Origin of the sequence: Pseudomonas sp. SHLD1 (assembly GCF_028640935.1) — a bacterium.
GTDB lineage: Bacteria > Pseudomonadota > Gammaproteobacteria > Pseudomonadales > Pseudomonadaceae > Chryseomonas > Chryseomonas aestiva.
In genome coordinates, this window is sequence record NZ_JAQZAD010000011.1 from 245,092 (window position 1) to 267,889 (window position 22,798).

20 protein-coding genes are annotated in these 22,798 nt (G+C 67.7%); 10 read left to right on the forward strand and 10 right to left on the reverse strand.

Annotated features, from left to right (window positions below; all coding sequences use genetic code 11):
* Positions 1-756, reverse strand: coding sequence for a molybdate ABC transporter substrate-binding protein (gene modA / locus PVZ77_RS04440; protein WP_273810056.1), 756 nt, complete (start codon positions 754-756; stop codon positions 1-3).
* Positions 757-778: 22 nt separating this feature from the next.
* Positions 779-1,591 carry a TOBE domain-containing protein gene (locus PVZ77_RS04445; RefSeq protein WP_273810058.1) on the reverse strand — a complete coding sequence of 271 codons (813 nt, stop codon included), beginning with the start codon at positions 1,589-1,591 and terminating at the stop codon, positions 779-781.
* A 98-nt stretch (positions 1,592-1,689) separates the two neighbouring features.
* Between PVZ77_RS04445 and PVZ77_RS04450 the strand changes: the two genes are divergently transcribed.
* A complete protein-coding gene (locus PVZ77_RS04450) occupies positions 1,690-2,118 on the forward strand; it encodes a TOBE domain-containing protein (RefSeq protein ID WP_273810059.1) in 429 nt (142 codons plus the stop codon).
* A 107-nt stretch (positions 2,119-2,225) separates the two neighbouring features.
* Here the strand turns inward: PVZ77_RS04450 and ettA are convergent, their stop codons facing one another.
* Positions 2,226-3,890: an energy-dependent translational throttle protein EttA gene (gene ettA, locus PVZ77_RS04455; protein ID WP_158893649.1), complete on the reverse strand. Its 1,665-nt coding sequence runs from the start codon at positions 3,888-3,890 to the stop codon at positions 2,226-2,228.
* A gap of 211 nt (positions 3,891-4,101) precedes the next feature.
* Between ettA and PVZ77_RS04460 the strand changes: the two genes are divergently transcribed.
* Together PVZ77_RS04460 and glyA are read left to right on the forward strand one after the other, a co-directional pair.
* Positions 4,102-8,295 (forward strand): EAL domain-containing protein, encoded by a 4,194-nt coding sequence (locus PVZ77_RS04460; protein ID WP_273810060.1) that lies wholly within the window; start codon positions 4,102-4,104, stop codon positions 8,293-8,295.
* Between the two features lie 123 nt (positions 8,296-8,418).
* Positions 8,419-9,672 (forward strand): serine hydroxymethyltransferase, encoded by a 1,254-nt coding sequence (glyA, locus tag PVZ77_RS04465; RefSeq protein ID WP_273810062.1) that lies wholly within the window; start codon positions 8,419-8,421, stop codon positions 9,670-9,672.
* A gap of 210 nt (positions 9,673-9,882) precedes the next feature.
* Here glyA and trxB read toward each other — a convergent pair whose 3' ends face one another.
* Positions 9,883-10,857 carry a thioredoxin-disulfide reductase gene (gene trxB, locus PVZ77_RS04470; RefSeq protein WP_273810063.1) on the reverse strand — a complete coding sequence of 325 codons (975 nt, stop codon included), beginning with the start codon at positions 10,855-10,857 and terminating at the stop codon, positions 9,883-9,885.
* A 300-nt stretch (positions 10,858-11,157) separates the two neighbouring features.
* Between trxB and cysZ the strand changes: the two genes are divergently transcribed.
* Positions 11,158-11,910 (forward strand): sulfate transporter CysZ, encoded by a 753-nt coding sequence (gene cysZ, locus PVZ77_RS04475; RefSeq protein WP_273810064.1) that lies wholly within the window; start codon positions 11,158-11,160, stop codon positions 11,908-11,910.
* Positions 11,911-12,190: 280 nt separating this feature from the next.
* Here the strand turns inward: cysZ and PVZ77_RS04480 are convergent, their stop codons facing one another.
* Positions 12,191-12,676, reverse strand: coding sequence for an FKBP-type peptidyl-prolyl cis-trans isomerase (locus PVZ77_RS04480; RefSeq protein ID WP_273810066.1), 486 nt, complete (start codon positions 12,674-12,676; stop codon positions 12,191-12,193).
* Between the two features lie 225 nt (positions 12,677-12,901).
* Here PVZ77_RS04480 and PVZ77_RS04485 point away from each other — a divergent pair, with 225 nt between their 5' ends.
* Entirely contained in the window at positions 12,902-13,630 is a 729-nt protein-coding gene (locus PVZ77_RS04485; protein ID WP_273810067.1) for a GNAT family N-acetyltransferase, read from the forward strand.
* Entirely contained in the window at positions 13,627-14,424 is a 798-nt protein-coding gene (locus PVZ77_RS04490; protein WP_273810079.1) for a lysophospholipid acyltransferase family protein, read from the forward strand. Before PVZ77_RS04485 ends, PVZ77_RS04490 begins: the two co-directional genes overlap by 4 nt.
* Here the strand turns inward: PVZ77_RS04490 and PVZ77_RS04495 are convergent.
* Complete coding sequence (locus PVZ77_RS04495; protein WP_273810080.1) at positions 14,367-14,954, reverse strand: acyl carrier protein phosphodiesterase; 588 nt, start codon at positions 14,952-14,954, stop codon at positions 14,367-14,369. The genes PVZ77_RS04490 and PVZ77_RS04495 overlap by 58 nt on opposite strands.
* 94 nt (positions 14,955-15,048) lie before the next feature.
* Here PVZ77_RS04495 and PVZ77_RS04500 point away from each other — a divergent pair, with 94 nt between their 5' ends.
* Positions 15,049-16,008 carry a 2-hydroxyacid dehydrogenase gene (locus PVZ77_RS04500; RefSeq protein ID WP_273810082.1) on the forward strand — a complete coding sequence of 320 codons (960 nt, stop codon included), beginning with the start codon at positions 15,049-15,051 and terminating at the stop codon, positions 16,006-16,008.
* A gap of 29 nt (positions 16,009-16,037) precedes the next feature.
* The gene (locus PVZ77_RS04505) at positions 16,038-17,039 is read left to right on the forward strand and encodes a class I SAM-dependent methyltransferase (protein WP_273810084.1); all 1,002 of its coding nucleotides are present in this window, start codon (positions 16,038-16,040) and stop codon (positions 17,037-17,039) included.
* Positions 17,040-17,242: 203 nt separating this feature from the next.
* Here PVZ77_RS04505 and PVZ77_RS04510 read toward each other — a convergent pair whose 3' ends face one another.
* Positions 17,243-18,064, reverse strand: a complete 822-nt coding sequence (locus PVZ77_RS04510) for a M48 family metallopeptidase (RefSeq protein ID WP_183633614.1) — start codon at positions 18,062-18,064, stop codon at positions 17,243-17,245.
* A 161-nt stretch (positions 18,065-18,225) separates the two neighbouring features.
* Between PVZ77_RS04510 and PVZ77_RS04515 the strand changes: the two genes are divergently transcribed.
* The gene (locus PVZ77_RS04515; RefSeq protein ID WP_273810086.1) at positions 18,226-20,355 is read left to right on the forward strand and encodes a methyl-accepting chemotaxis protein; all 2,130 of its coding nucleotides are present in this window, start codon (positions 18,226-18,228) and stop codon (positions 20,353-20,355) included.
* An 83-nt stretch (positions 20,356-20,438) separates the two neighbouring features.
* On the opposite strand, the gene PVZ77_RS04520 is transcribed toward PVZ77_RS04515, so the two are convergent.
* The 3 genes from PVZ77_RS04520 to PVZ77_RS04530 are packed head-to-tail and all read right to left on the reverse strand — an operon-like array spanning position 20,439 to position 21,509.
* Positions 20,439-21,056: an SOS response-associated peptidase gene (locus tag PVZ77_RS04520; protein ID WP_273810088.1), complete on the reverse strand. Its 618-nt coding sequence runs from the start codon at positions 21,054-21,056 to the stop codon at positions 20,439-20,441.
* Positions 21,057-21,066: 10 nt separating this feature from the next.
* Entirely contained in the window at positions 21,067-21,327 is a 261-nt protein-coding gene (locus PVZ77_RS04525; RefSeq protein WP_133861431.1) for a putative signal transducing protein, read from the reverse strand.
* Positions 21,327-21,509 (reverse strand): CPXCG motif-containing cysteine-rich protein, encoded by a 183-nt coding sequence (locus PVZ77_RS04530; protein ID WP_017639858.1) that lies wholly within the window; start codon positions 21,507-21,509, stop codon positions 21,327-21,329. Before PVZ77_RS04530 ends, PVZ77_RS04525 begins: the two co-directional genes overlap by 1 nt.
* Positions 21,510-21,616: 107 nt before the next feature.
* Here PVZ77_RS04530 and PVZ77_RS04535 point away from each other — a divergent pair, with 107 nt between their 5' ends.
* Positions 21,617-22,777, forward strand: a complete 1,161-nt coding sequence (locus PVZ77_RS04535; protein WP_273810091.1) for a 1-acyl-sn-glycerol-3-phosphate acyltransferase — start codon at positions 21,617-21,619, stop codon at positions 22,775-22,777.
* The last annotated feature ends 21 nt before the right edge of the window (positions 22,778-22,798 follow it).

The following is a 22,798-nucleotide window of genomic DNA, read 5'->3' on the forward strand; positions in this document are numbered from 1 at the left end:
TCACTGCCGGTAGCCGTAGGCCTTGAGCACCGTGGCCGCCTGGGGTCCCTTGAGATAGGCCAGCAGTGCCTTGGCCGCCGGCTGATCCTGGCCCTTGTCCAGCAGCACGGCGTCCTGGCGGATCGGCTCATAGAGTCCGGCCGGTACGATCCAGGCCGAGCCTTCCTTGACCTTGCCGTCCTGGTAGATCTGCGACAGGGCGACGAAGCCCAGCTCGGCATTGCCGGTGGCGACGAACTGGTAGGTCTGGGTGATGTTCTGGCCTTCCACCCGCTTGGTCGCGACCGCTTCGGTCAGGCCCAGCTTGGCCAGCACCTGGGTGGCGGCCAGGCCATAGGGCGCGGTCTTGGGATTGGCCACGGCCAGGTGGGTGAAGGCGTTCTGCTTGAGCACCGCGCCTTCACTGTCCACATAGCCGGTACTGGGCGACCAGAGCGCCAGGGTGCCGATGGCATAGGTGAAGCGCGACCCCTTGACCGCCGCGCCTTCGCTTTCCAGCTTGGCCGGGGTGCTGTCGTCGGCGGAGAGGAAGACCGCGAAGGGCGCGCCATTCCTGATCTGGGTGTAGAGCTGGCCGGTGGCGCCGCTGGAAATCACCAGCTGATGGCCGGTGTCCCGGGCGAATTGCTCGCCAATGGCCTTGAGCGGCGCGCTGAAATTGGCGGCCACGGCCACCTGGACCTCGTCGGCCAGAGCCGGGGTGGCCAGGGCCGCGGTGAGCAGGGAAAGCAACAGGCGGGAACGGCTGGAGATCATCGGTTCTGGCTCCTTGGGATGGTCAGGATGCGCTCATCAGCAGGACGCTGGCGGCGCTGAAACAGGCGCAGGCGGCCAGGCCGGGGACGAGTCCCAGCTGGCGACTGCTAGTGGCGGTCAGGGTGGCGGTGACGCGGCGACCGGCCGGCAGCGCCAGTACCACCTCGTGGTTGATCGGTCCCTCATGGACGCGCTCGACCTCTCCCCACCACAGATTCTGCGCCGACAGGCGCAGCCCCGGATCGGTGCCGATCAGCACCGCCGAGGCCTTGACCAGGGCCACCACGGCGCGGCCTGGCGCCAGGCCGAGCTGCGCGGCGCTGTCGCGGGTGACCAGGGCGGTGAGTCGCGTGGCATCGTCCAGGCGCAGCACCACGGCGCTTTCCACATCGCCCTGTTCGAGCGTCTCGACCACGCCGGAAAACTGGTTGCGGGCGCTGCTGCGCCAGTTGAGGTTGAGCAGCAACTGGCGAAAATCGGCCACTTCGGTGCGACTGGCCTCGTCCAGTCCGGCCGCCACCTGGTCCAGGGTGGTCTGGTAGTGCTGCTCCAGCGCCCGGTAGAAGGCCACCACCCGCTGGCCATAGGCGGTCAGCCGGGTGCCGCCGCCGCCACTGCCCCCCGCGCTACGGGCGACCAGGGGCTGGGCGGAGAGATTGTTGATCTGGTCCACCGCGTCCCAGGCCGCCTTGTAGGACAGCGGCACCCGCTTGGCCGCCTGGCTGATGGAGCCGGTGGCGGCGATGGCCTCCAGCAGGCGGATACGGGTCTGGGTCAGCTCGGCGCCGACGCTGCTTTCCAGGGACAGGTGGGCAATGAAGGGCGAGGCGCTCATGGCGGACACCCCCGGCGCTCGGGTTGTATGACTACAACGCTCCGACCTAGAGTGGCGCCCCTTGCCTCTTCCATCCCAACGTTCAGGAACGAAATCCAATGAAGGTCAGTGCCCGCAATGTCTTCCAGGGAACCGTCAGCCAGGTGCGCGAAGGCGCGGTTAATGCGGAGGTGACCCTCACGCTGCCAGGCGGTACCGCGCTGGTGGCGGTGGTTACCCTGGACAGCGTCACCAGCCTGGGCCTGGCACCGGGCAAACCGGCCGTGGCCCTGGTCAAGGCGCCCTGGGTGATGGTGATGACCGCCGATAGTGGCCTGCGCCTGTCGGCGCGCAATTGCCTGACCGGAACCGTGGAGAGCGTCAGCGATGGCGCGGTCAACGCTGAGGTGGTCATCGCCCTGCCCGGTGGCAGCCACGTGGTGGCCATGGTCACCCGCGACGCAGTGCAGGAACTGCAGCTGACTCCGGGCGTGGCCGCCACGGCGGTGTTCAAGGCGTCTCATGTGATCCTGGGTGTCCCGGCCTGATCCTGGGGGCGGCGGATCCGCTCCGCCAGGGCGTTATAGCCTCAAGTATATAGCGTGAGACAAAAGAAAACGCCGGCAGGTTTCCCTGCCGGCGTTTCGCTTGCCGCTTACGCGAGTTTCTTGTACTTGACCCGCTTGGGCTGCGCCGCAGCCTCGCCCAGGCGCTTCTTGCGATCGGCTTCGTACTCGGTGTAGTTGCCTTCGAAGAACACCACGTTGGAATCATCCTCGTAGGAGAGGATGTGGGTGGCGATGCGGTCGAGGAACCAGCGATCGTGGGAGATCACGATGGCCGCGCCGGGGAAGTCCAGCAGGGCGTCTTCCAGGGCGCGCAGGGTTTCCACGTCCAGGTCGTTGGAGGGTTCGTCCAGCAGCAGCACGTTGCCGCCCTGCTTCAAGGTCAGCGCCAGGTGCAGACGACCGCGCTCACCACCGGAGAGGTCCTTGACGAACTTCTGCTGGTCGGCGCCCTTGAAGTTGAAGCGACCCACGTAGCTGCGCGAAGGCACCTCGTAGTTGCCGATCTTGATCACGTCGGAGCCGTCGGACACCTGCTCCCAGACGGTCTTGGTGTCGGACAGGTTCTCGCGGCTCTGGTCGACGCTGGCCAGTTGCACGGTGTCGCCGATCTCGATGCTGCCCGCGTCCGGCTGCTCCTTGCCCATGATCATGCGGAACAGGGTCGACTTGCCCGCGCCGTTGCCGCCGATGACGCCGACGATGGCGCCCTTGGGCACCACGAAGCTCAGGTCGTCGATCAGCAGGCGATCGCCATAGCCCTTGCTGACGTTCTTGAACTCGATGACCTTGTCGCCCAGGCGCTGACCGGCGGGGATGTAGATCTCGTTGGTCTCGCTGCGCTTCTGGAATTCCTGGGACTGCATTTCCTCGAAGCGCTGCAGGCGGGCCTTGGACTTGGACTGGCGGGCCTTGGCACCGGAGCGCACCCATTCCAGCTCGGCCTTCATGGCCTTGGCGTGGGCGGCTTCCTGCTTGGCTTCCTGGGTCAGGCGCGCGGCCTTGGATTCCAGCCAGCCGGAGTAGTTGCCCTCGAAGGGGATGCCCTGGCCACGGTCCAGTTCCAGGATCCAGCCGGCGACGTTGTCGAGGAAGTAGCGGTCGTGGGTGATGGCCACCACGGTGCCGGGGAAGTCGTGGAGGAAGTGCTCCAGCCAGGCCACCGAGTCGGCGTCCAGGTGGTTGGTGGGTTCGTCCAGCAGCAGCATGTCGGGGGCCGACAGCAGCAGGCGGCACAGCGCCACGCGGCGCTTCTCGCCACCGGAGAGCACGCCGACCTTGGCGTCCCAGGCCGGCAGGCGCAGGGCGTCGGCGGCGACTTCCAGCTGGCGCTCCAGGTTGTGGCCGTCGGCGGCCTGGAGGATGGCTTCCAGCTTGGCCTGCTCGGCGGCCAGGGCGTCGAAGTCGGCATCCGGCTCGGCATAGGCGGCATAGACCTCGTCCAGCCGGGCCTGGGCCTGCTTGATCTGACCGACCGCTTCCTCGACCACGTCACGAACCGTCTGCTCGGGATCAAGTTTCGGTTCCTGCGGCAGATAACCCACATTGATACCGGGCATCGGCCGCGCTTCACCTTCGATCTCGGTATCGACGCCGGCCATGATGCGCAGCAGCGTCGATTTACCCGCACCGTTCAGACCGAGCACGCCGATCTTGGCACCGGGAAAGAACGACAGGGAAATGTTCTTGAGGATTTCACGCTTGGGCGGCACGACCTTGCCGACCCGATGCATGGTGTAGACGTATTGAGCCATGGTGGGACCTTGGGACCGGAATGAAAAACAGGGGACACAGTATGGCGTCAGCAGCGAAGGCTGTCGAAACCCCGCGCGACGAAAGCGCCGGCGCTGATCACGCGGAAAAAACCGGCGGAGACACCGTCCGGTCCCTTATCATAGGCCATCCCTGCCCCGCGGAATCGGGCGCAGCCGAACGGCCATCGCCTCTGCAGGAACGCAGTCCGTCGTGAACAGCCCGCCCTCCTCGCTGCCGGAAGAGCCGCTCGCCCCCGCTTCGCGACGCCTGACCCGCGGCCTGCTGATCCTCTCGCTGGTGGCCATGCTGGCCCTGATGTTCTGGCAGACCTTCGCCAGCGTGGCCGAGCGCGAGACGCTGCGGCGCGAACAGCTGGATGGCCTGACCCGACAGCTGGCCAACACCGTCGAATTCGGGCTGGCGCTCAAGGCCCAGGCGGTGCGCAGCACCCTGCGCTGGTCGCTGGACCCCACCCTGCCGCTGGCCCCCAATCTGCTGCTCGGCCTCAAGGACTTCTTTCCCGGGCTGCAACAGGTACGCTGGCTGCCGGCCAATGCCAACCTGCGCAGTGCGCGCCTGGGCGATACGCCGGACGCCGCCTTCATCCAGCAACTGATCGCGCGCGCCGGCCAGGCCGACTTCCGTTACGGCTACAACGCCCAGGCCACCGCCGCGCCCCTCTATGTGCTGCTGGCCGGCGATCCGCACCTGCAGGACGGCTGGTGGGTGCTGACCAGCGCGCCCCTGCTCGAACCCCTGTGGCGGCCGACCCGGGTACCGTCCGGTCTCGACTGGCGCCTGGAGGATCGCTCCCAGGGCACCCTGCTGTTCCGCGGCGGAGAAGCCCCGGCGGCGAACAGCGTCGACGAGGTGCGCCAGGAGCTGGCCTACAGCAACTGGCAGGTGGTGGGCAGCCATCCCGCCGAAGCCATGGGCACCACGCTGCTGGGGGCCTCCTTCGGTCGCCTGGCGCTGTTCAGCCTATCCGGTCTGGTGACCGTCATCCTGCTCTACCTGCTGCTGCGCGAAGAACGTGGCCTGCGCGCCCTGACCCTCGCCTCGCGACGCGGCCTGCGCCTCGCCGGCATCGCGCTCAACGGCATCGAGGAAGCCGTCTGCATGACCCAGGCCGACGGTCGCCTGGTCCATGTCAACGCCACCGCCGCGCGGCTGCTGGGCATCGCCGCCAATGACGCCCGGCAGTATTTTCTCGCCAGCCTGTTGCCCGAGGTGGTGGCCCTGACGCCCGCCGAGCGTGACAGCGGCGCCCTGGTCACCCTGGCGGTGGAAAGCCAGCCGCGTCGCTTCGCGGTCAGCTGCCACGCCCTGGCGGACAGCCAGCCCAGTGCCCGGGTCCTGCGCGACCGCACCCAGACCCAGGATGGCTTCGTCTGGGTCCTGCGCGATGTTACCGAACAGCAGCGCAACCTGGAGACCATCCAGACCACCCGGCAGCGCTACGAGAGCATCTTCAACGGGGTGCACACCGGCATCTGCGTGGTGGATCTGAGCGCCGTCCAGCCGCACATGCAGGCCCTGGGCCTGGAGCGCCCCGAGCAACTGGCGGAGCTGTTCGCCCGCGAGCCCGAAGTCCTGGATAGCCTGGGCCGCCAGGTGCGCATCACCGAGATCAACCAGCGCGCCCTGGAAATGCTCGGCATCGAGCACCTCGACCAGGCCTGGGCGCGGCTGGTGGGTGACTCCCGCGTCCAGCTCGGTGGCAAGAGATACCGCCTGCTGGCGGGCCTGCTCTCCGGCCAGCAGGTACTGGAACTCGAGACCTGCATCAGCACCGCCGAGGGCGAACGGCACCTCTGGCTGACCATGCACCTGCCAGCCGACCCCCGGCACCTCGACGCTACCCTGCTTAGCCTCAACGACATCACCCAGCGCAAGCTCGGCGAATTGCGCCTGCTCGAGCGCGACAGCTTCTGGTCGAATCTGATCAGCGCCATCCCCGACACGCTTTACACCTATGACGTGGCCAGCGGCGACCTGACCTACGAGAGTCGTTCGCTGGCCCTCAAGCTCGGTTATCCGCCGGAGGCCTTCGCCAGCCTCGGTCGCGCGCGCCTGCACCCGGATGACCTCGAACTGCACGAGCGAGTGGTGAGCATGCGGCCGACGCTCTCCGACCAGCCCAGCAGCAGCCTCTTGCGCTGGCAGCACCGCAACGGCGGCTGGCGCTGGTTCGACGTGCGCGAGCAGCGCCTCGCCCGTGCGGCGGACGGCACCGCGGCGAGCGTGGTCGGGCTGGCCCTGGACGTCACCGACATGGTGCGGGCCAGCGAGCGCCTGCGCGAAAGCGAGAATCGCTACCGGCAGCTGGCGGAAAGCATCAGCGACGTCATCTTCACCACCGACGCCCAGCTGGTGCTCAACTACATCAGTCCCTCGGTGGAGGAATTGCTCGGCTATCCCGTCGGCGAGCTGCAACAGCGCACCCTGGCCGAACTGGTGGTGCACTCGCGCCAGTGGCAGGAGGTGCGCCGCACCCTGCAGCGGCTGCTGCGCAGCCTCGACAATCCGCGCGCCCTGGCCGAGTTGCGCCGGGAACACTTCGCGCCCCTGTTGCTCGACTGCCTGCACGCCCAGGGTCACACCCTGCAGATCGAGTTGCGCCTCAAGCCGCTGTGGGACGACCACGAGCGCTTCGCCGGCCTGCTCGGCATCTGCCGCGACATCTCCGCCCAGCGCCGCACGGAAAAGGACATGCGCATGGCGGCCACGGTATTCGACCACTCCGCCGGCGCCATCATGGTCACCGACCCGGCCGGCTACATCGTGCGGGTCAACCGCACCTTCACCCGCATCACCGGCTTCAGTCCCGAAGAGGTGTTCGACCAGCAGCCGATGATGCTCTGCGCGGACAAGCAGGAAGCCAACCAGCTGCAGCACGTGATGCAGCAGCTGCGTACCCAGGAGAGCTGGGAAGGCGAACTCTGGCAGCGCCGGCAGGACAACGAGCCCTATCCCTCCTGGGTCGGCATCACCGCCATCCGCGACGACGACGGCGACCTGATGAGCTACGTCTGCTTCTTCGTCGACATCAGCGAGCGCAAGGCCAGCGAAAGACGCATCCACCGCCTGGCCTACTACGATGCCCTGACCCTGCTGCCCAACCGCACCCTGTTCCAGGACCGCCTGCACAACGCCCTGCAGCAGAGCCGCCACAACGGCAGCTGGGTGGTGCTGATGTTCCTCGACCTCGACCGCTTCAAGCCGATCAACGACAGCCTCGGCCACGCCGCCGGCGACCGCCTGCTCAAGGACGTGGCCATGCGCCTGACCGCCTGCGTCGGCACCGAGGACAGCGTGGCGCGCATGGGTGGCGACGAATTCACCCTGCTGCTGTCCGGTCTGGAAACCCGCGAGGTCGCCCTGGCCCAGGCGATCCGCGTCGGCGAGCAGATCCTCACTCAGCTATCCGAGGCCTTCGTGCTCGAAGGCCGCGAATTCTTCGTCTCCGCCAGCATCGGCATCGCCCTCTCGCCCCAGGACGGCCATGAGCTCAGCCAACTGATGAAGAACGCCGACACCGCCATGTACCACGCCAAGGAGATGGGCAAGAACAACTTCCAGTTCTACCAGGCCGAGATGAACGCCCGCGCCCTGGAGCGCCTGGAACTGGAAGCCGATCTGCGGCACGCCCTCCTGCAGGGTGAATTCCGCCTGCACTACCAGCCGCAGTACCGTTGCGACAACCGGCGCCTGACCGGGGTCGAGGCCCTGCTGCGCTGGGAGCATCCGGTGCGCGGCCACGTCTCGCCGGCGGAATTCATCCCGGTGCTGGAAGAGATCGGCCTGGTGGTCCAGGTCGGCGACTGGGTGATTCGCGAGGCCTGCCGGCAGATGCGCGAATGGCACGCGGCTAGGGTGCGCATTCCCAAGGTCTCGGTGAATCTCTCCGCCCGCCAGTTCAGCGATGGCCAGCTCGGCCAGCGCATCGCGGCCATCCTCGCCGAAACCGGCCTGGCGCCGGCCTGCCTGGAGCTGGAACTGACCGAGAGCATCCTGATGCGCGACGTCGGCGAGGCCCTGCAGCTGCTCGGCGAACTCAAGAACCTGGGCCTGTGCATCGCGGTGGACGACTTCGGCACCGGCTATTCCTCGCTCAACTACCTCAAGCAATTCCCCATCGACATCCTCAAGATCGACCGCAGCTTCGTCGACGGCCTGCCTCACGGCGAGCAGGATGCGCAGATCGCCCGGGCCATCATCGCCATGGCCCACAGCCTCAATCTCTCGGTGATCGCCGAGGGCGTCGAGGAGCCGGCACAACTGGAGTTCCTGCGCCTCCACGGCTGCGACGAGGTGCAGGGCTTCCTCTTCGACCGTCCGCTGCCGCCGGATCTGCTGCGCGAGCGGCTGGAGCTCCAGGGGCTGTTCCCCGTCCTGACATGAGACCAATGGCGGCGGTGCATGACCGGCGCTCATACCTCAGAGTTCCCGCGATGGGGTAGAATGTTGCCCCTCACGAGCCCCATCGGGCTCGCTCTTCGCCATGCCTCAGGGGACCCTGCCGCCATGTTCAGCCGTGAAACCACCCTCGCCCGCTTCGACGCCGACCTGTATGCCGCCATGCAGCAGGAAGCCCAGCGTCAGGAAGATCACATCGAGCTGATCGCCTCGGAAAACTACACCAGTCCGGCGGTCATGGAAGCCCAGGGCAGCGTGCTGACCAACAAGTACGCCGAAGGCTATCCCCACAAGCGCTACTATGGCGGCTGCGAATACGTCGACGTGGTCGAGCAACTGGCCATCGACCGCGCCAAGCAGCTGTTCGGCGCCGACTACGCCAACGTCCAGCCCCACTCCGGCTCCCAGGCCAACTCGGCCGTGTACCTGGCGCTGATCGAAGCCGGTGATACCATCCTCGGCATGAGCCTGGCTCACGGCGGTCACCTGACCCACGGCGCCACCGTGTCTTCCTCCGGCAAGCTGTACAACGCCGTCCAGTACGGCATCGACGAGCAGGGCCTGATCGACTACGCCGAAGTCGAGCGCCTGGCCCGCGAGCACCAGCCCAAGGTCATCGTCGCCGGCTACTCCGCCTACTCCCAGGTGCTGGACTTCGCCCGCTTCCGTGCCATCGCCGATGCCGTGGGTGCCTATCTGTTCGTCGACATGGCCCACTTCGCCGGTCTGGTCGCCGCCGGTGTCTATCCGAACCCGGTACCCTTCGCCGACGTGGTCACCAGCACCACCCACAAGACCCTGCGCGGTCCGCGCGGCGGCCTGATCCTGGCCAAGGCCAACGAAGCCATCGAGAAGAAGCTCAACTCGGCGGTGTTCCCCGGTGCCCAGGGCGGTCCGCTGATGCACGTCATCGCCGGCAAGGCGGTGTGCTTCAAGGAAGCCCTGCAGCCCGAATTCAAGACCTACCAGCAGCAGGTGATCAAGAACGCCCAGGCCATGGCCAGCGTGTTCATCGAGCGCGGCTTCGACGTCGTCTCCGGCGGCACCGACAACCACCTGTTCCTGCTCAGCCTGATCAAGCAGGAAATCACCGGCAAGGACGCGGACGCCGCCCTGGGGCGCGCCTTCATCACCGTGAACAAGAACTCGGTGCCGAACGATCCGCGCTCGCCCTTCGTCACCTCCGGTCTGCGCATCGGCACCCCGGCCGTCACCACCCGCGGCTTCCAGGAAACCGAGTGCCGCGAGCTGGCCGGCTGGATCTGCGACATCCTCGGCAACATGGGCGACGAATCGGTGATCGACGCCGTGCGCGAGAAGGTCAAGGCCGTCTGCGCCCGCCTGCCGGTGTACGGCAAGTAAGAGGTACGCCTTCCCCCTCTCCCCCCGGGAGAGGGTTGGGGTGAGGGAACCCCAACAACCGAAAGCCCCGGCCAAACAACCGGGGCTTTTGGCATTTTCAGAGGGGTCGTCAAGGCAGCCAAGCCAGATCTTGCCGCACGCCGGAAGACCCCGGAAATGAAAAACCCCGGCCAGTGCCGGGGTTTTTCTTTGTCAGGCGCTGATCAGGCCCTAGAGGACCTGCAGATCGCCAAGGCCATCCAGGTAGCGTTCGGCGTCCAGGGCGGCCATGCAGCCGGCGCCGGCCGAGGTGATCGCCTGACGATAGGTGTGGTCGGCCACGTCGCCGGCGGCGAACACGCCCGGCACGTTGGTGGCGGTGGCATTGGCCTCGCGACCGCCCTTCACCACCAGGTAGCCGTCGTGGGTCTCCAGCTGGCCTTCGAACAACCCCGTGTTGGGGGTATGGCCGATGGCGACGAACAGACCGGCCACCTGCAGCTCTTCGGTGCTGCCATCGTTGTTCCTGATCCGCACCCCGGTGACACCCATGTTGTCACCCAGCACCTCGTCGACGCTGGCGTTGAGCTTGAGCGCCATCTTGCCTTCGGCGACCCGGGCGCGCAGCTTGTCCTGCAGGATCTTCTCGGCGCGGAAGGTCTCGCGGCGGTGGATCAGGGTCACCTTGCTGGCGATGTTGGCCAGGTACAGGGCTTCCTCGACCGCGGTGTTGCCGCCGCCGACCACCGCCACCTCGCGATTGCGATAGAAGAAGCCGTCGCAGGTGGCGCAGGCGGACACGCCCTTGCCCATGAAGGCTTCTTCGCTGGCCAGGCCCAGGTAGCGGGCGCTGGCACCGGTGGCGATGATCAGGGCGTCGCAGGTGTAGGTGGCGCTGTCACCCTTGAGGGTGTAGGGCTTGCCACCGAAGTCCACGGCATTGATGTGGTCGAAGACGATCTCGGTCTCGAAGCGCTCGGCGTGCTCGCGCATCCGCTCCATCAGCGCCGGACCGGTCAGGTCGTGGGGATCGCCCGGCCAGTTGTCGACCTCGGTGGTGGTGGTCAGCTGGCCGCCCATCTGCATGCCGGTGATCAGCAGCGGCTTGAGGTTGGCACGGGCGGCATAGACCGCGGCCGTGTACCCGGCCGGACCGGAACCGAGGATGATGAGACGCGAATGGCGCGAGTTGCTGGCTTCAGACATGACATTCTCCCTGCCGGGATCTCCGGCAGACCTAAGAGTAGAGTGGCCGGCGCGCCCTGTGGGCATGCCGGCCGGTTGTGCGTGCGGAGCCGTTCCGCAGCGCCTGTCGCTCCTGGCGACGGCGCGACCGGCGCCGATAGGCGGACACCGGGTCCAGGGATGGGGCTCAGCCTAACGGGTGCCGCCCCTCCACAGAAGCGAGCATTCTAAATCCAGACCATAGGTCGCGCCTATGTCGACCGCTGCGGCAATGCAGCCCTGAGGTAAGCTGTGCATTCCCGCCACCCGTCAGGAATCTTCATGGCTGTCGCTCCGCTGTCCGGCTCCGCCTATTTCGCCGAAGGGCTGCGCCTGGTGACTCGCCCCGGCATGCGCCGCTTCGTGGTCATCCCGCTCACCATCAACCTGCTGCTCTACGCGGCCATCCTCACCTTCGCCGTGCGCGGTTTCGAGGGCTGGCTGGAGCAGCTGATGCCGAGCCTGCCGGCCTGGGCGAGCTTCGTCGAATGGCTGCTCTGGCCGCTGTTCGTGCTCCTGCTGCTGGCGATCATCTTCTTTACCTTCACGCTGCTGGCCAACCTGGTGGCGGCGCCCTTCAACGGCTTTCTCGCGGAAAAGGTCGAGGTCTTGGTCCGCGGCCAGGACGATTTCCCGCCGTTCAATCTCGCCGAACTGGTCACCATGGTGCCGCGCACCCTGCAGCGCGAACTGCGCAAGCTGGGCTACTACCTGCCGCGTGCGCTGGGCCTGCTGGTGCTGACCTTCATCCCCGGTCTCAACCTGATCGCCGCGCCGCTGTGGATCCTGTTCGGCGTCTGGATGATGGCGGTGCAATACATCGACTTCCCCGCCGACAACCACAAGCTGGATTTCCGCAGCATGCTCACCTGGCTGCGTACCCGCCGCCTGCGCTGCCTGGGCTTTGGCGGGGTGACCTACCTCGCGCTGCTGGTCCCCGGCCTGAACGCCCTGTTCATGCCCGCCGCCGTGGCCGGGGCAACGCTGTTCTGGGTGCGGGAAGGCGGCGACAAGGCGTTGGTGGTGCGCGCCTGAGGAGCGGATTCGTCGGACTTCCTGACGTAGGTTGGGTTGAGCGCAGCGAAGCCCAACGATTCCAGGCCGTCACACCGGACATCACGGTTTCCGCCTGTTGGGCTTCGGCAATAGAGCCGCCTCAACCCAACCTACGGCGCCTCCCGCTCACATCACCCGACCAGCCCCCTCTCCCGCGGGAGAGGGTTGGGGGTGAGGGTCACCCTGCACAGACTCCATAAACGACAACGCCCGCGCCGGCTGGGCCGGACACGGGCGTTGTGGGAGCCTGTTGCCAGGCTTAGTGCTGGTGACCGCCTTCGCCATGGATGTGGCCGTGGGCGATTTCTTCGTCGCTGGCCGCACGCACGTTGACCACCTTGACGTCGAAATTCAGACGCTGGCCGGCCAGGGGATGGTTGCCGTCGACGGTGACCTGATCGCCGTCGATGTCACGCACGGTGACGATCTGCATGGCGCCGTCCGGGCCGGAGGCGTGGAACTGCATGCCCACTTCCAGCTCGTCCACGCCTTCGAACATTTCCTTGCTCAGGGTGGCAACCAGTTCGGGGGTGTATTCGCCATAGGCGTCTTCCGGCTCGATGGCCACCTTCAGCTCGTCACCAGCCTGCTTACCGGACAGGGCGCGCTCGAGGCCGGGAATGATGTTGCCCGCGCCTTGCAGGTATACCAGCGGAGCACCACCAGCGGAGCTGTCGATGACTTCGCCGGCGTCGTTGGTCAGGGTGTAGTCGATGGATACTGCCGTGTTCGCCGCGATCTGCATGGCCAGAACCTTCATGCTGGGAAAAAAATAGGATGACGCATCAGTCTACGCGTCCAACCTAGCAATTGCGAATGCGTTCGGTCAGTCCCCTGGCGCCCGGAGGCATCTGGAGGGCGCCCCTGCAACGGTGCTCGACCGCTCGTCACGCAATCGCCATGGCCGCTTCACGGCGCTGTCATCCCGGCTACCTAGGGTTTGCTGCATACCCACTGCCGGAGCCCTGCCATGCCGATTCCAGTGTCCGCACCGCCCGCGCTGCGCGCCGAACGCCTGTCGACCGCCGCGGATATCCGCGCTGCCCAGCGCCTGCGGGCCGCGGTCTTCGGCAGCACCTACGGCGTGCATTTCGCCGACAACCTCGACCAGGACGCCTACGACGCCCACTGCCTGCACCTGGGGGTGCGCGACCTGCGCAGCGGCGAGCTGATCGCCACCACGCGGCTGCTCGACGGGCGCCGCCGCGAGCGCCTGGGCAGTCTCTACAGCGAAAGCGAATTCCAGCTGGAAGGCCTGGATGGCCTGCAGGGTCCGCTGCTGGAAATCGGCCGCACCTGCGTGGCACCCGGGCATCGCACCGGTGCCGCCATCGCCCTGCTGTGGGCGGAACTCGCCGAGATCATGGCCTGCGGCGACTATCGCTACCTCATGGGCTGCGCCAGCGTGCCCATGGCCGACGGCGGTCTGCAGGCCGCCGCCCTGCTGCGCCAGGCCGCGCGGGACGAGCGCACCCCGGCGATCCGCGCCACGCCGCGGCGCCCGCTGCCCTTCGTCGCCGTGCCCGACAACCTAGTGGTACAACTGCCACCCCTGCTCAAGGCCTATCTGCGCCTGGGCGCCCAGGTCTGCGGCGCGCCCTGCTGGGATCCGGAATTCGGCGTGGCCGACGTTTTCATCCTGCTCAAGCGCGAAGACCTCTGCCCGCGCTATGCCCGCCACTTCAAGGCCGCGGTATGAGGCGACTGCGCCTCGCCGTGCGGCTGCTGCCGGTCCTGGCCGCGCTGCTGCTCGGGGCGCTGTTCGCCCTGACGGTGGCGCTGGCGGTAGTGCTCAGTCGCCGGCCCTGCCTGGGGCTGCGGCAACGGCTGACGCGACGTTTCTTCCAGCTGCTGGCCCGGACCCTGCGCCTGCGCCTGGAGGTCCGGGGCGAGGTACCGCGCGGCACCCACCTGTGGCTGGCCAATCACGTGTCCTGGCTGGATATCGTCGCCCTCGGCAGCTTGCGGCCGCTGGGCTTCCTGTCCAAGGCGGAGGTGGCGGAGTGGCCCTTCGCCGGCTGGCTGACGCGCCAGGCCGGCACCCTGTTCATCCGCCGTGGCGCCGAACGCGGCGACGCCCTGGGCGAGGCGCTGACCACGCGCCTGACCCAGGGCCTGTCACTGGCGCTCTTTCCCGAGGGCACCACCACCGACGGCAGCGTGCTGCGGACCTTCCATGGCCGGCTGCTGAGTCCGGCCATCGCCACCGGCACCCCGCTGCAACCCGTGGCCCTGAGCTACTGGCGCCACGGCGAGCCTGACCGGGCCGCGGCCTTCATCGGCGACGACGACCTGGTGAGCCACCTGCTGCGCCTGCTGGACAACGGCGGCACCACCCTGAGGATCGAGTTGCTGCCAGCCATCCTGCCCCAGGGCCGGCCGCGTCAGGCGCTGGCAGGTGAATGCCAGGCGGCCATCGCCGCCCGCCTCGGGATTCAACTGGAAACGCGCGCCGCGCGCTCGGCAGCGGCGAAGGCCTGCAGCTGCGGATAGAAGTCGCGAAAGTCTGCCAGCAGGCCGTCGTAGGCGGCCTCCAGCTCGGCGAAGGCGCCCGCCAGCAGGTCCGGGCGCGACAGCCGCCGTGCCATGCCCTCCACCACTCGCTCCAGCACGGCGAAGTCGCGATAGCTGCCCAGCCAGTCCTGGCGTGCCATCAGGGGGGCGATAGAGGCCAGCCGTGGCGGCAGTTCCGGCTCCTCCAGCAGGGTCTGGTAGCAATCCGCGACGAAATCCGGCAGCGGTTGCTCGGCATAGTCGTGCCAGAGGCGCGCCAGGCAGTGATCGAAGAAGACATCCACCAGCAGTCCGGCCACCCGCCGCCGCGCCGCGGGCAACCGTGTCTTGGCCCTGATCACCAGGAGGTGGTCGTCGGTATAGACATCGATGCGCCGGTGCAGCCGGATACCGGCGGCGATTCCAGCGGGCCAGGCGTCCGCCGAGCCCTTGACGAAATCGCCATAGAGACTGCCAAGGCGGTCTTCGCGGCTGGGGCCGCCCAGGTGCAGGTGCGCGAGATAATTCATCCCCTCAGCATACTCCAGCCGCAATCGGGCGGTTTTCCTGGACGACCCGCGGCTGCTAGGCTCGGACCTCCCTTCCCTTTCCGCTGGAGTCGTCATGCCCGTTCGCGCCGTGTTCCTCGACTATGCCTCTCTCGACCTCGGCGATCTGGACCCGGCGCCCTTGCGCGCGGTGTTCGACGAGCTGGAACTCCATCCGGCGAGCGCCCCGGACGAGGTTGCAGCGCGCCTGGCCGGTGCCCAGGTCGCCATCGTCAACAAGGTGGTGCTGGACGCCCGGACCCTGGCCGCCTGCCCGGAATTGAAACTGGTACTGGTCAGCGCCACCGGTACCAACAACATCGACCTGGAAACCACACGCGCTCAGGGCGTGCGCGTCTGCAACTGCCAGGGCTATGGCACCGCCTCGGTCGCCCAGCACACCCTGGCGCTGCTGCTGGCCCTAGCCACCCGCCTGCCGGATTACCAGACGGACGTCCGCGCCGGGCGCTGGCAGACCGCCAGCCAGTTCTGCCTGCTTGATCACCCCATCGTCGAGCTGGAAGGCAAGACCCTCGGCCTGCTCGGCCTCGGCGAGCTGGGCAGCGCGGTCAAGCGGCTGGCCGAAGCCTTCGGCATGCGGACCCTGGTGGGCCAGTTGCCCGGTCGCCCGGCCCGCCCGGGCAGCCTGCCGCTGGCCGAGCTCCTGCCCCAGGTGGATGCCCTGACGATGCACTGCCCGCTGACCGAACAGACCCGCGGCTTGATCGGCGCAGCGGAACTGGCGGCGATGAAATCCACGGCCTTCCTGGTCAACACCGCCCGCGGCGGCATCGTCGACGAACAGGCCCTGGCCGATTGCCTGAGACGCGGCCACCTGGCCGGCGCCGCCACCGATGTGCTCAGCGTGGAGCCCCCACGCGACGGCAATCCGCTGCTGGCCGGGGACATTCCGCGGCTGATCGTCACCCCGCACAACGCCTGGGGCAGTCGCGAGGCGCGCCAGCGGATCATCGGCCAGCTCGCCGCCAATGCCGAAGGCCATTTCGCCGGCACGCCGCAACGGGTGGTCTGCTAAAGTTCGCGCTTTTTTCGCCAGGTAGCCCCATGGATCCGCGCAGCGAAGTCCTCCTCCGTCACCCCGAGCGCTTTGGCGGCGCCTTGCTGCTGGCCGGCTTGCCGGCCGATGACCTGCTCGGCACCCTGCCCGCGGCCAGCGGCTGGAGCTGGCATGCGGGCGAGGCCGAACAACTGACACGGCGCTTTCCCGGGCGCGTCAGCCTGGGGATCGAACCCCCGGCGGGCGACTTCGCCAGTGCCGTGCTGTTTCTGCCCAAGTCCCGTGAGGCCACCGACTTCCTGCTTACCGCCCTGACTCGCTGCCTGCCGGCCGAGGGCAGCCTCTACCTGGTTGGAGAAAAGAAGGCCGGTATCGAACGCGCCGCACGCCAGCTGGGTGCCTTCGGTAAGGCCAGCAAGCTCGACAGTGCCCGCCATTGCCAGCTGTGGGTGGTCCAGGGACCGCGCACCTCGGCCGATCCGCAGCCGGACGCCTGGCTGCAACGCCAGCCACTGGACCGGGCAGGGGTGAACCTGGACATCCTCAGCCTGCCGGGCGTGTTCAGCCACGGGCGGCTGGACGTGGGCACGGCGCTGCTGCTGGAACAGCTCGACGGTCTGCCCGAGGGCGCGGTGCTGGACTTCGGTTGCGGCGCCGGCGTGGTCGGCGCCGCCCTGGCTCGCCGCTATCCCGCCAGCACCCTGCATCTGCTGGACGTGGACGCCTTCGCCGTCGCCAGCAGTCGCCGGACCCTGGCGGCCAACGGTCTGAGCGGAACGGTGATCAGTGGTGATGGCATCGCCGCGGCGCCCACGGGACTGGCCGCCATCGTCAGCAATCCGCCCTTCCACAGTGGCGTGAAGACCGACTATCGCACCACCGAGACCCTGCTGGCCGAGGCGGTGCGTCATCTCAGGCCCGGCGGCGAATTGCGCCTGGTGGCCAACAGCTTCCTGCGCTATCCGCCACTGATCGAGGCGGCCTTCGGCAATTGCCGTACCCTGGCCGAACGCGACGGCTTCAAGATCTACAGCGCGCGACGGCGGTAGCGAAAAGCCTGGCCGTTGGGCTTCGCTGCGCTCAGCACCAACCTACGCGGCATCCGCAGGTTGGGTTGAGACGGCGCCATCGTCGAAGCCCAACAGTTGCGGTCGAACCGCGGCAACGTTGCCCCCGCAGTACCCAACCAGCCCCCTCTCCCCCTTGGAGAGGATTGGGGTGAGGGAATCCTCAACCCCAGGACCGAAAAACCTCAACCCTTCTTCGCCGCCTCGTACAGCGGCATCACCTTGGGAATCGCCGCCTGCAAGGCCTTGGTACGGTTGGCGTCGGACGGGTGGGTACTGAGGAATTCCGCCGGCTGCTTGCCCTGGCTGGCCTGGGCCATCTTCTGCCAGAGGGTGATGGCGGCATTGGGGTTGTAGCCGGCGCGCGCCGAGAGCTCCAGGCCGATCAGGTCGGCCTCGTTCTCGTTGCCACGGCTGAACGGCAGGGTCAGGGCCACCTGGGACACCTGGTCGGCCAGCTGCATGCCACCCTGACCGACGCCCAGCAGGGCGCCACCGAGGTTCTCGCCCATCTGGATGGCATAGGCCCGCGACATCTGTTCGCGGCTGTGCTCGCGCAGGGCGTGGGCGATCTCGTGGCCCATTACCGCCGCCAGCTCGTCATCGGTCAGCTTGAGCTGATCGATCAGCCCGCTGTAGACGAAGATCTTGCCACCCGGGCCGCAATTGGCGTTGAGTTCGTCGCTCTGCACCAGGTTGACCTGCCAGTCCCAGTTCACCGCATCCGGGCGGAAGGCCGCGGTCTGCGGGATCAGGCGCTTGGCGATGGCGGCCACGCGCTTGCCGTCGGCGGTGTCGTTGGCCAGCTTGCCGGCGGACTGGGCCTCGCTGACCGTCTTGGCATAGGACTGGGCGTACATCTGGTTGACCTGCTGCTCGGACAGCATGCTGAACATGTACTGCTTGCGCTGCACCCCGACCGCACCACCCGAGGTGGTATTGACGGTCTGGCAGGCGACCAGCAGCAGGCTCAGGGACAGGCCTGCGAGGGGAAGGATACGGCGCATGGGAATCTCCAGGTATCGAGGCGGATACAGTCTAGAGAGGGGCGTCAGACCCGGCAACGTCCGGTAACGCCCGGCAACGCTCTCTTGCCAGGCGACCGGAGGCCTCAATGGATAGACGTTACCGCCGATAGCCCCGGCATCGAACGTTCCCGGAGTCCCCCATGAATTCCCGCTCCATCCGCACCTCCATCACCCTGCTGGCCGGTGCCTGCATCCTGGCGGTGGTCGCTGCCCTGATCGCCTATACCCTGTTCGCCGGTCAGCGCACCCGCGCCCTGGTCGACAGCCACACCGAGGCGCTGGCCGCCACCGCCGCCGAAGCCCGCCTGACGGCCGAGGCCGAGGCCGTGGGCAACCAGCTGCAACGCCAGCTGGACGTCCCCCTGCAACTGGCCAATCAGCTGGCGCAACTCAGCGTGGCCATGGGCAGTCCGGGCGACCAGCAGGTCGAGCTGGATCGCCAGGGCCTGGTCCGCCTGCTGGGCCAGACCCTCAAGCGCCAGCCCGGCCTGCTCAGCCTCTATACCGTCTGGGAGCCCAATGCCATCGATGGCCAGGACGACCGCCATCGGGGCGACGCCGCGGCCGGCTACGACGAGCAGGGGCGCTTCACCCCCTGGTGGCACAAGACCCTCGACGGCGACGTGACGGTGGAACCGATCGGCCCGACCGTGGAAAGCCAGACCCGCCTGCCCTCGGGCGTGCGCGAAGGCGAGTACTACCTCTGTCCGCGGGAAAATCGCACCACCTGCGTGCTCGACCCCATGCCCGACACGGTCAACGAGCAGCAGGTGCTGATCGCCTCCTTCAACGTGCCCATCCTGGTCGGCGCCGCCTTCAAGGGCGTGGTCGGTGCCGACGTGCCGCTGGACTTCATCCAGCGCCAGCTGGTCAAGGCCAATGGCCGCCTCTATGGCGGCGTGGGCCGCATGGCCCTGGTGGCCGGGCGCGGCACCCTGGTCGCCTACACCGCCGACGCCAGCCAGCTGGGCAAACCGGCCGAACCGGCGCTGGGCGCGACCCTGGCCGGCCTCAAGGACCTGGGCGACGGCGTCACCCGTCGCTTCGACGCCCAGAGCGAGCGCTATCAGGTCTATCTGCCGCTGCGCTTCGCCGGCGACGACCGCCAGGTCTGGACGCTGATCATCGAATTGCCCCGCGAAGCCGTGCTGGCCGACCTCTACAGCCTCAAGGACACCCTGGGCAGCCAACGCCACCAGGACGTGGTCGGCATGCTGCTGGTGGGCCTGGCAGTAGCCGGCGCCGGTCTGCTGGTGCTCTGGCTGATCAGCCTGCGCATCGCCCGGCCGCTGCGGCAGATGGTGACCATGCTCGACGCCATCGGTCAGGGTGACGGAGACCTCACCCAGCGCCTCGCCACCGAGCGCCGCGACGAGGTCGGCGCCATGGCCGGCGGCTTCAACCGCTTCCTGGCCTCGCTGCAGGGCCTCATCGGCAAACTGATCCATTCGGTGGGCGAGGTGGCCTCGGCCGCCGAGCACACCTCCCATATCGCCCAGCGCACCCGCGACGGCGTGGAGCGCCAGCTGCAGGAGATCGAGCAACTGGCCACCGCCATGCAGGAGATGACCGCCACCGCCCAGGACGTAGCCGGCAACGCCGGTCGCGCGGCGCGGGCGGCCACCGAGGCGGACGGCGCGGTCAACCAGGGCCAGCGCCTGGTGCAGCAGAACGTCGCCAGCAGCGCCGCCCTCGCCGAGGAGATCGAGCGCGCGGTGGAGCAGGTCCGGCGGGTCGCCGAGGACAGCGAGAACATCGGTTCCATCCTCACCACCATCAATGGCATCGCCGAGCAGACCAACCTGCTGGCGCTCAACGCCGCCATCGAGGCGGCACGCGCCGGTGAGCAGGGTCGCGGCTTCGCCGTGGTGGCCGACGAGGTGCGCAACCTGGCGCAAAAGACCCAGGTGGCCACCGGCGAGATTCAGGCGATGATCCAGCGCCTGCAGCAAGGCACCCGCGAAGCGGTGACGGTGATGCAGGCCAGCGGTGCCCAGACCAGCAACCAGGTCGCCCAGACCGAAGCCACCCGGCGCGCCCTGGACACCATCCTGGCGGCGGTAGGCGAGATCACCAGCATGAATCTGCAGATCGCCAGCGCGGCGGAAGAACAGAGCGCGGTGGCCGAGGACATCAACCGCAATGTGGTCAACATCGGCCAGAGCGCCCAGGCGGTCCACGGCGAAGCCGACAGCGCCTCCCGCGCCGGCCAGCAGCTGCGCGAACTCGCCGAACAGCAACGCCAACTGGCAGGGCGGTTCCGGGTCTAGCCCCCTTGCCCTCGTGCGCTACCCCGTCCCACTGGGAGAAGGCCGCGTCTGCAGCGGCAACGGGCCGGCGCAAGGACGCAGGGCTACAGCGGCGTCAGACACTCCGGCCCGTCCACCTCGGGTCGGTTGACGATATCGGCCAGCACTCGCTCGCGCAGCGGCATGCCGCCCGCGGCCAGCAGCTCCTGCAGGGCTTCGGGCGAGCTGTCCGGATCCTGCCAGAGGGCACGCCCCGCTTCATCGAGCAGGATGGGCCGCCGTAACGGGCCGGCGGCCTGGGTGACCATGGCCACCGACAGCCAGAGCTGATCCCCGGCCGGATAGGCTTCCCAGAGCGCGGCGAACCAGGCCAGGGGTTCGCCATTGAGCATCCAGTAGGGGCGCTTGCGGTGGTTGCCGCGCCATTCATAGAAGCCGTTGGCCGGCAGTAGGCAACGCCGCAGGCGAAAGGGCTCGCGAAACATCGGCTGGGTGGCCAGGCTTTCGGCGCGGGCATGGGTGGGGGTGCGGGAAAGATCGGTGAGCCAGGGCGGGGTCAGTCCCCAGCGGCCGCTGTCGACCCGCTCGCCCTCCGCCGTGCGCCGCTGCAGCAGCACCTGCTGATGGGGAGAGATGTTCCAGCGCGGCGGGTGTTTCTCGGCAAATCCCGGCAGGGTGGCGAATTCGGCAGGCCAGCGGAACAGGGCGTAGCGTCCGGACATGAAGACCTTTTTAGCAGACGAGGATGCCCTGCTCGGGAGAAGGATCCTCTCCCGGCAGGGGCGTGGCGGCATTGTACGCGGCGATCAGCGCCTGCGCGCGCTGGGCCTCCTCGTCATCGACCAGCAGGCCGAGCAAGCCTGCCGCTGGCAGGTCGCCGATGCCACCGAGCAGGTGGCGACCGGCGAGGAAGCCACTGATGCCCTCGCTGGCGAGCACCGCCAGGAGCAGTTCGCCCTCGTGCAGCGACCCCGGCTCATAGATGCGGCGCATCAGTCATCCTCCCGCCGAACCTCGAGATTCCAGTCCTCGCCGTCGGTATGCAGGCCGAAGCGGATCGGTCGGCAGCAGACTTCGCAGTCTTCGTAGTAGTCCTGATCACCGCCGCTGAGGTCGAGCACCACCTCGCCCGGTTCGCCGCAATAAGGGCAATCGTATTCCTGGCTTTCCAGCATCTGCCTGTACTCCTTGACCGCCAACCTGCCGCCCATCCGGCCCCTGGCGCTTGCATCTGGCGCCACGCCCACTACTATGGCCGCCGGAATTTCTACAAGAGAACACCATGGGCGAGTTCGAAGCCATTCGACCCTATAACGACGCGGAAGTCCCCGGGGTTCTGGCCCGCCTGATCGACGACGACCACTTCATCGGCATCCTTGCCGGCTACCGGTTCCCGCGCCTGTCCAGGGGACTGGGCTGGGTAGTGCGCCCCCTGCTGCGCACCCGCCTGCGCCAGGAACTGAGTGGTATCCAGAGCGTCGCCGCGCTGCAGGACAAGCTCGAACCCTATGTGGATCGCGCCATCGAGAAGGCCTCCGACGGCGTTACCTACTCCGGCATCGACCAGCTGCGTAGCGGCCGTGCCTATCTGTTCCTGGCCAACCACCGCGACATCGTGATGGACCCGGCCTTCGTCAACTATGCCGTCTACCACGCCGGTCTGCCAACGCCCCGCATCGCCATCGGCGACAACCTGCTGCAGAAGCCCTTCGTCAGCGACCTGATGCGGCTGAACAAGAGCTTCATCGTGCACCGCTCCATCAGCGGCCGGCGCGAAAAGCTGGCGGCGTACCAGAATCTGTCCGCCTACATCAATCACTCGATCCGCCAGGACGGCCAATCCATCTGGATCGCCCAGGCCGAGGGCCGGGCCAAGGACGGCGACGATCGCACCGATTCGGCCATCCTCAAGATGTTCCACATGAGCTGCAAGGACGAGCCCTTCGCCGAGTTGGTCAAGGCGCTGAACATCGTCCCGGTGTCCATCAGCTACGAATTCGATCCCTGCGACCAGGCCAAGGCCCGCGAACTGCACACCCGCGCCGCCACCGGCAGCTACGCCAAGGCCCCGGGCGAGGACGACGTCAGCATCGCCCGGGGCATCACCGGCTACAAGGGCCGGGTGCACGTGGCCTTTGGCGAGCCGGTCACGGGTGAGTTCGAGGATGCCAAGGCGCTGGCCCAGGAAATGGACCGGCAGATTCTCGGCAACTACCGGCTGTTCCCGGCCAGTTACCTGGCCTATGCCGCCTGGGAGGGCCGCGATCCGGACCTGGCCGTGCCCGCGGTGGACACCCTGTTTCCCGCCGAGGAAATCGAGGTCGCCCGCGGCGAGTGGGAAAGGCGTCTGGCCGAGTGCCCGGCGGAATACCGGACGCAACTGGTGCGCCAGTACGCCCAGCCGGTGCTGAACAAGTACCGCGTCCTGGCCGGTCTGGAATAGCCCACGCGCGCTCATGAAAAA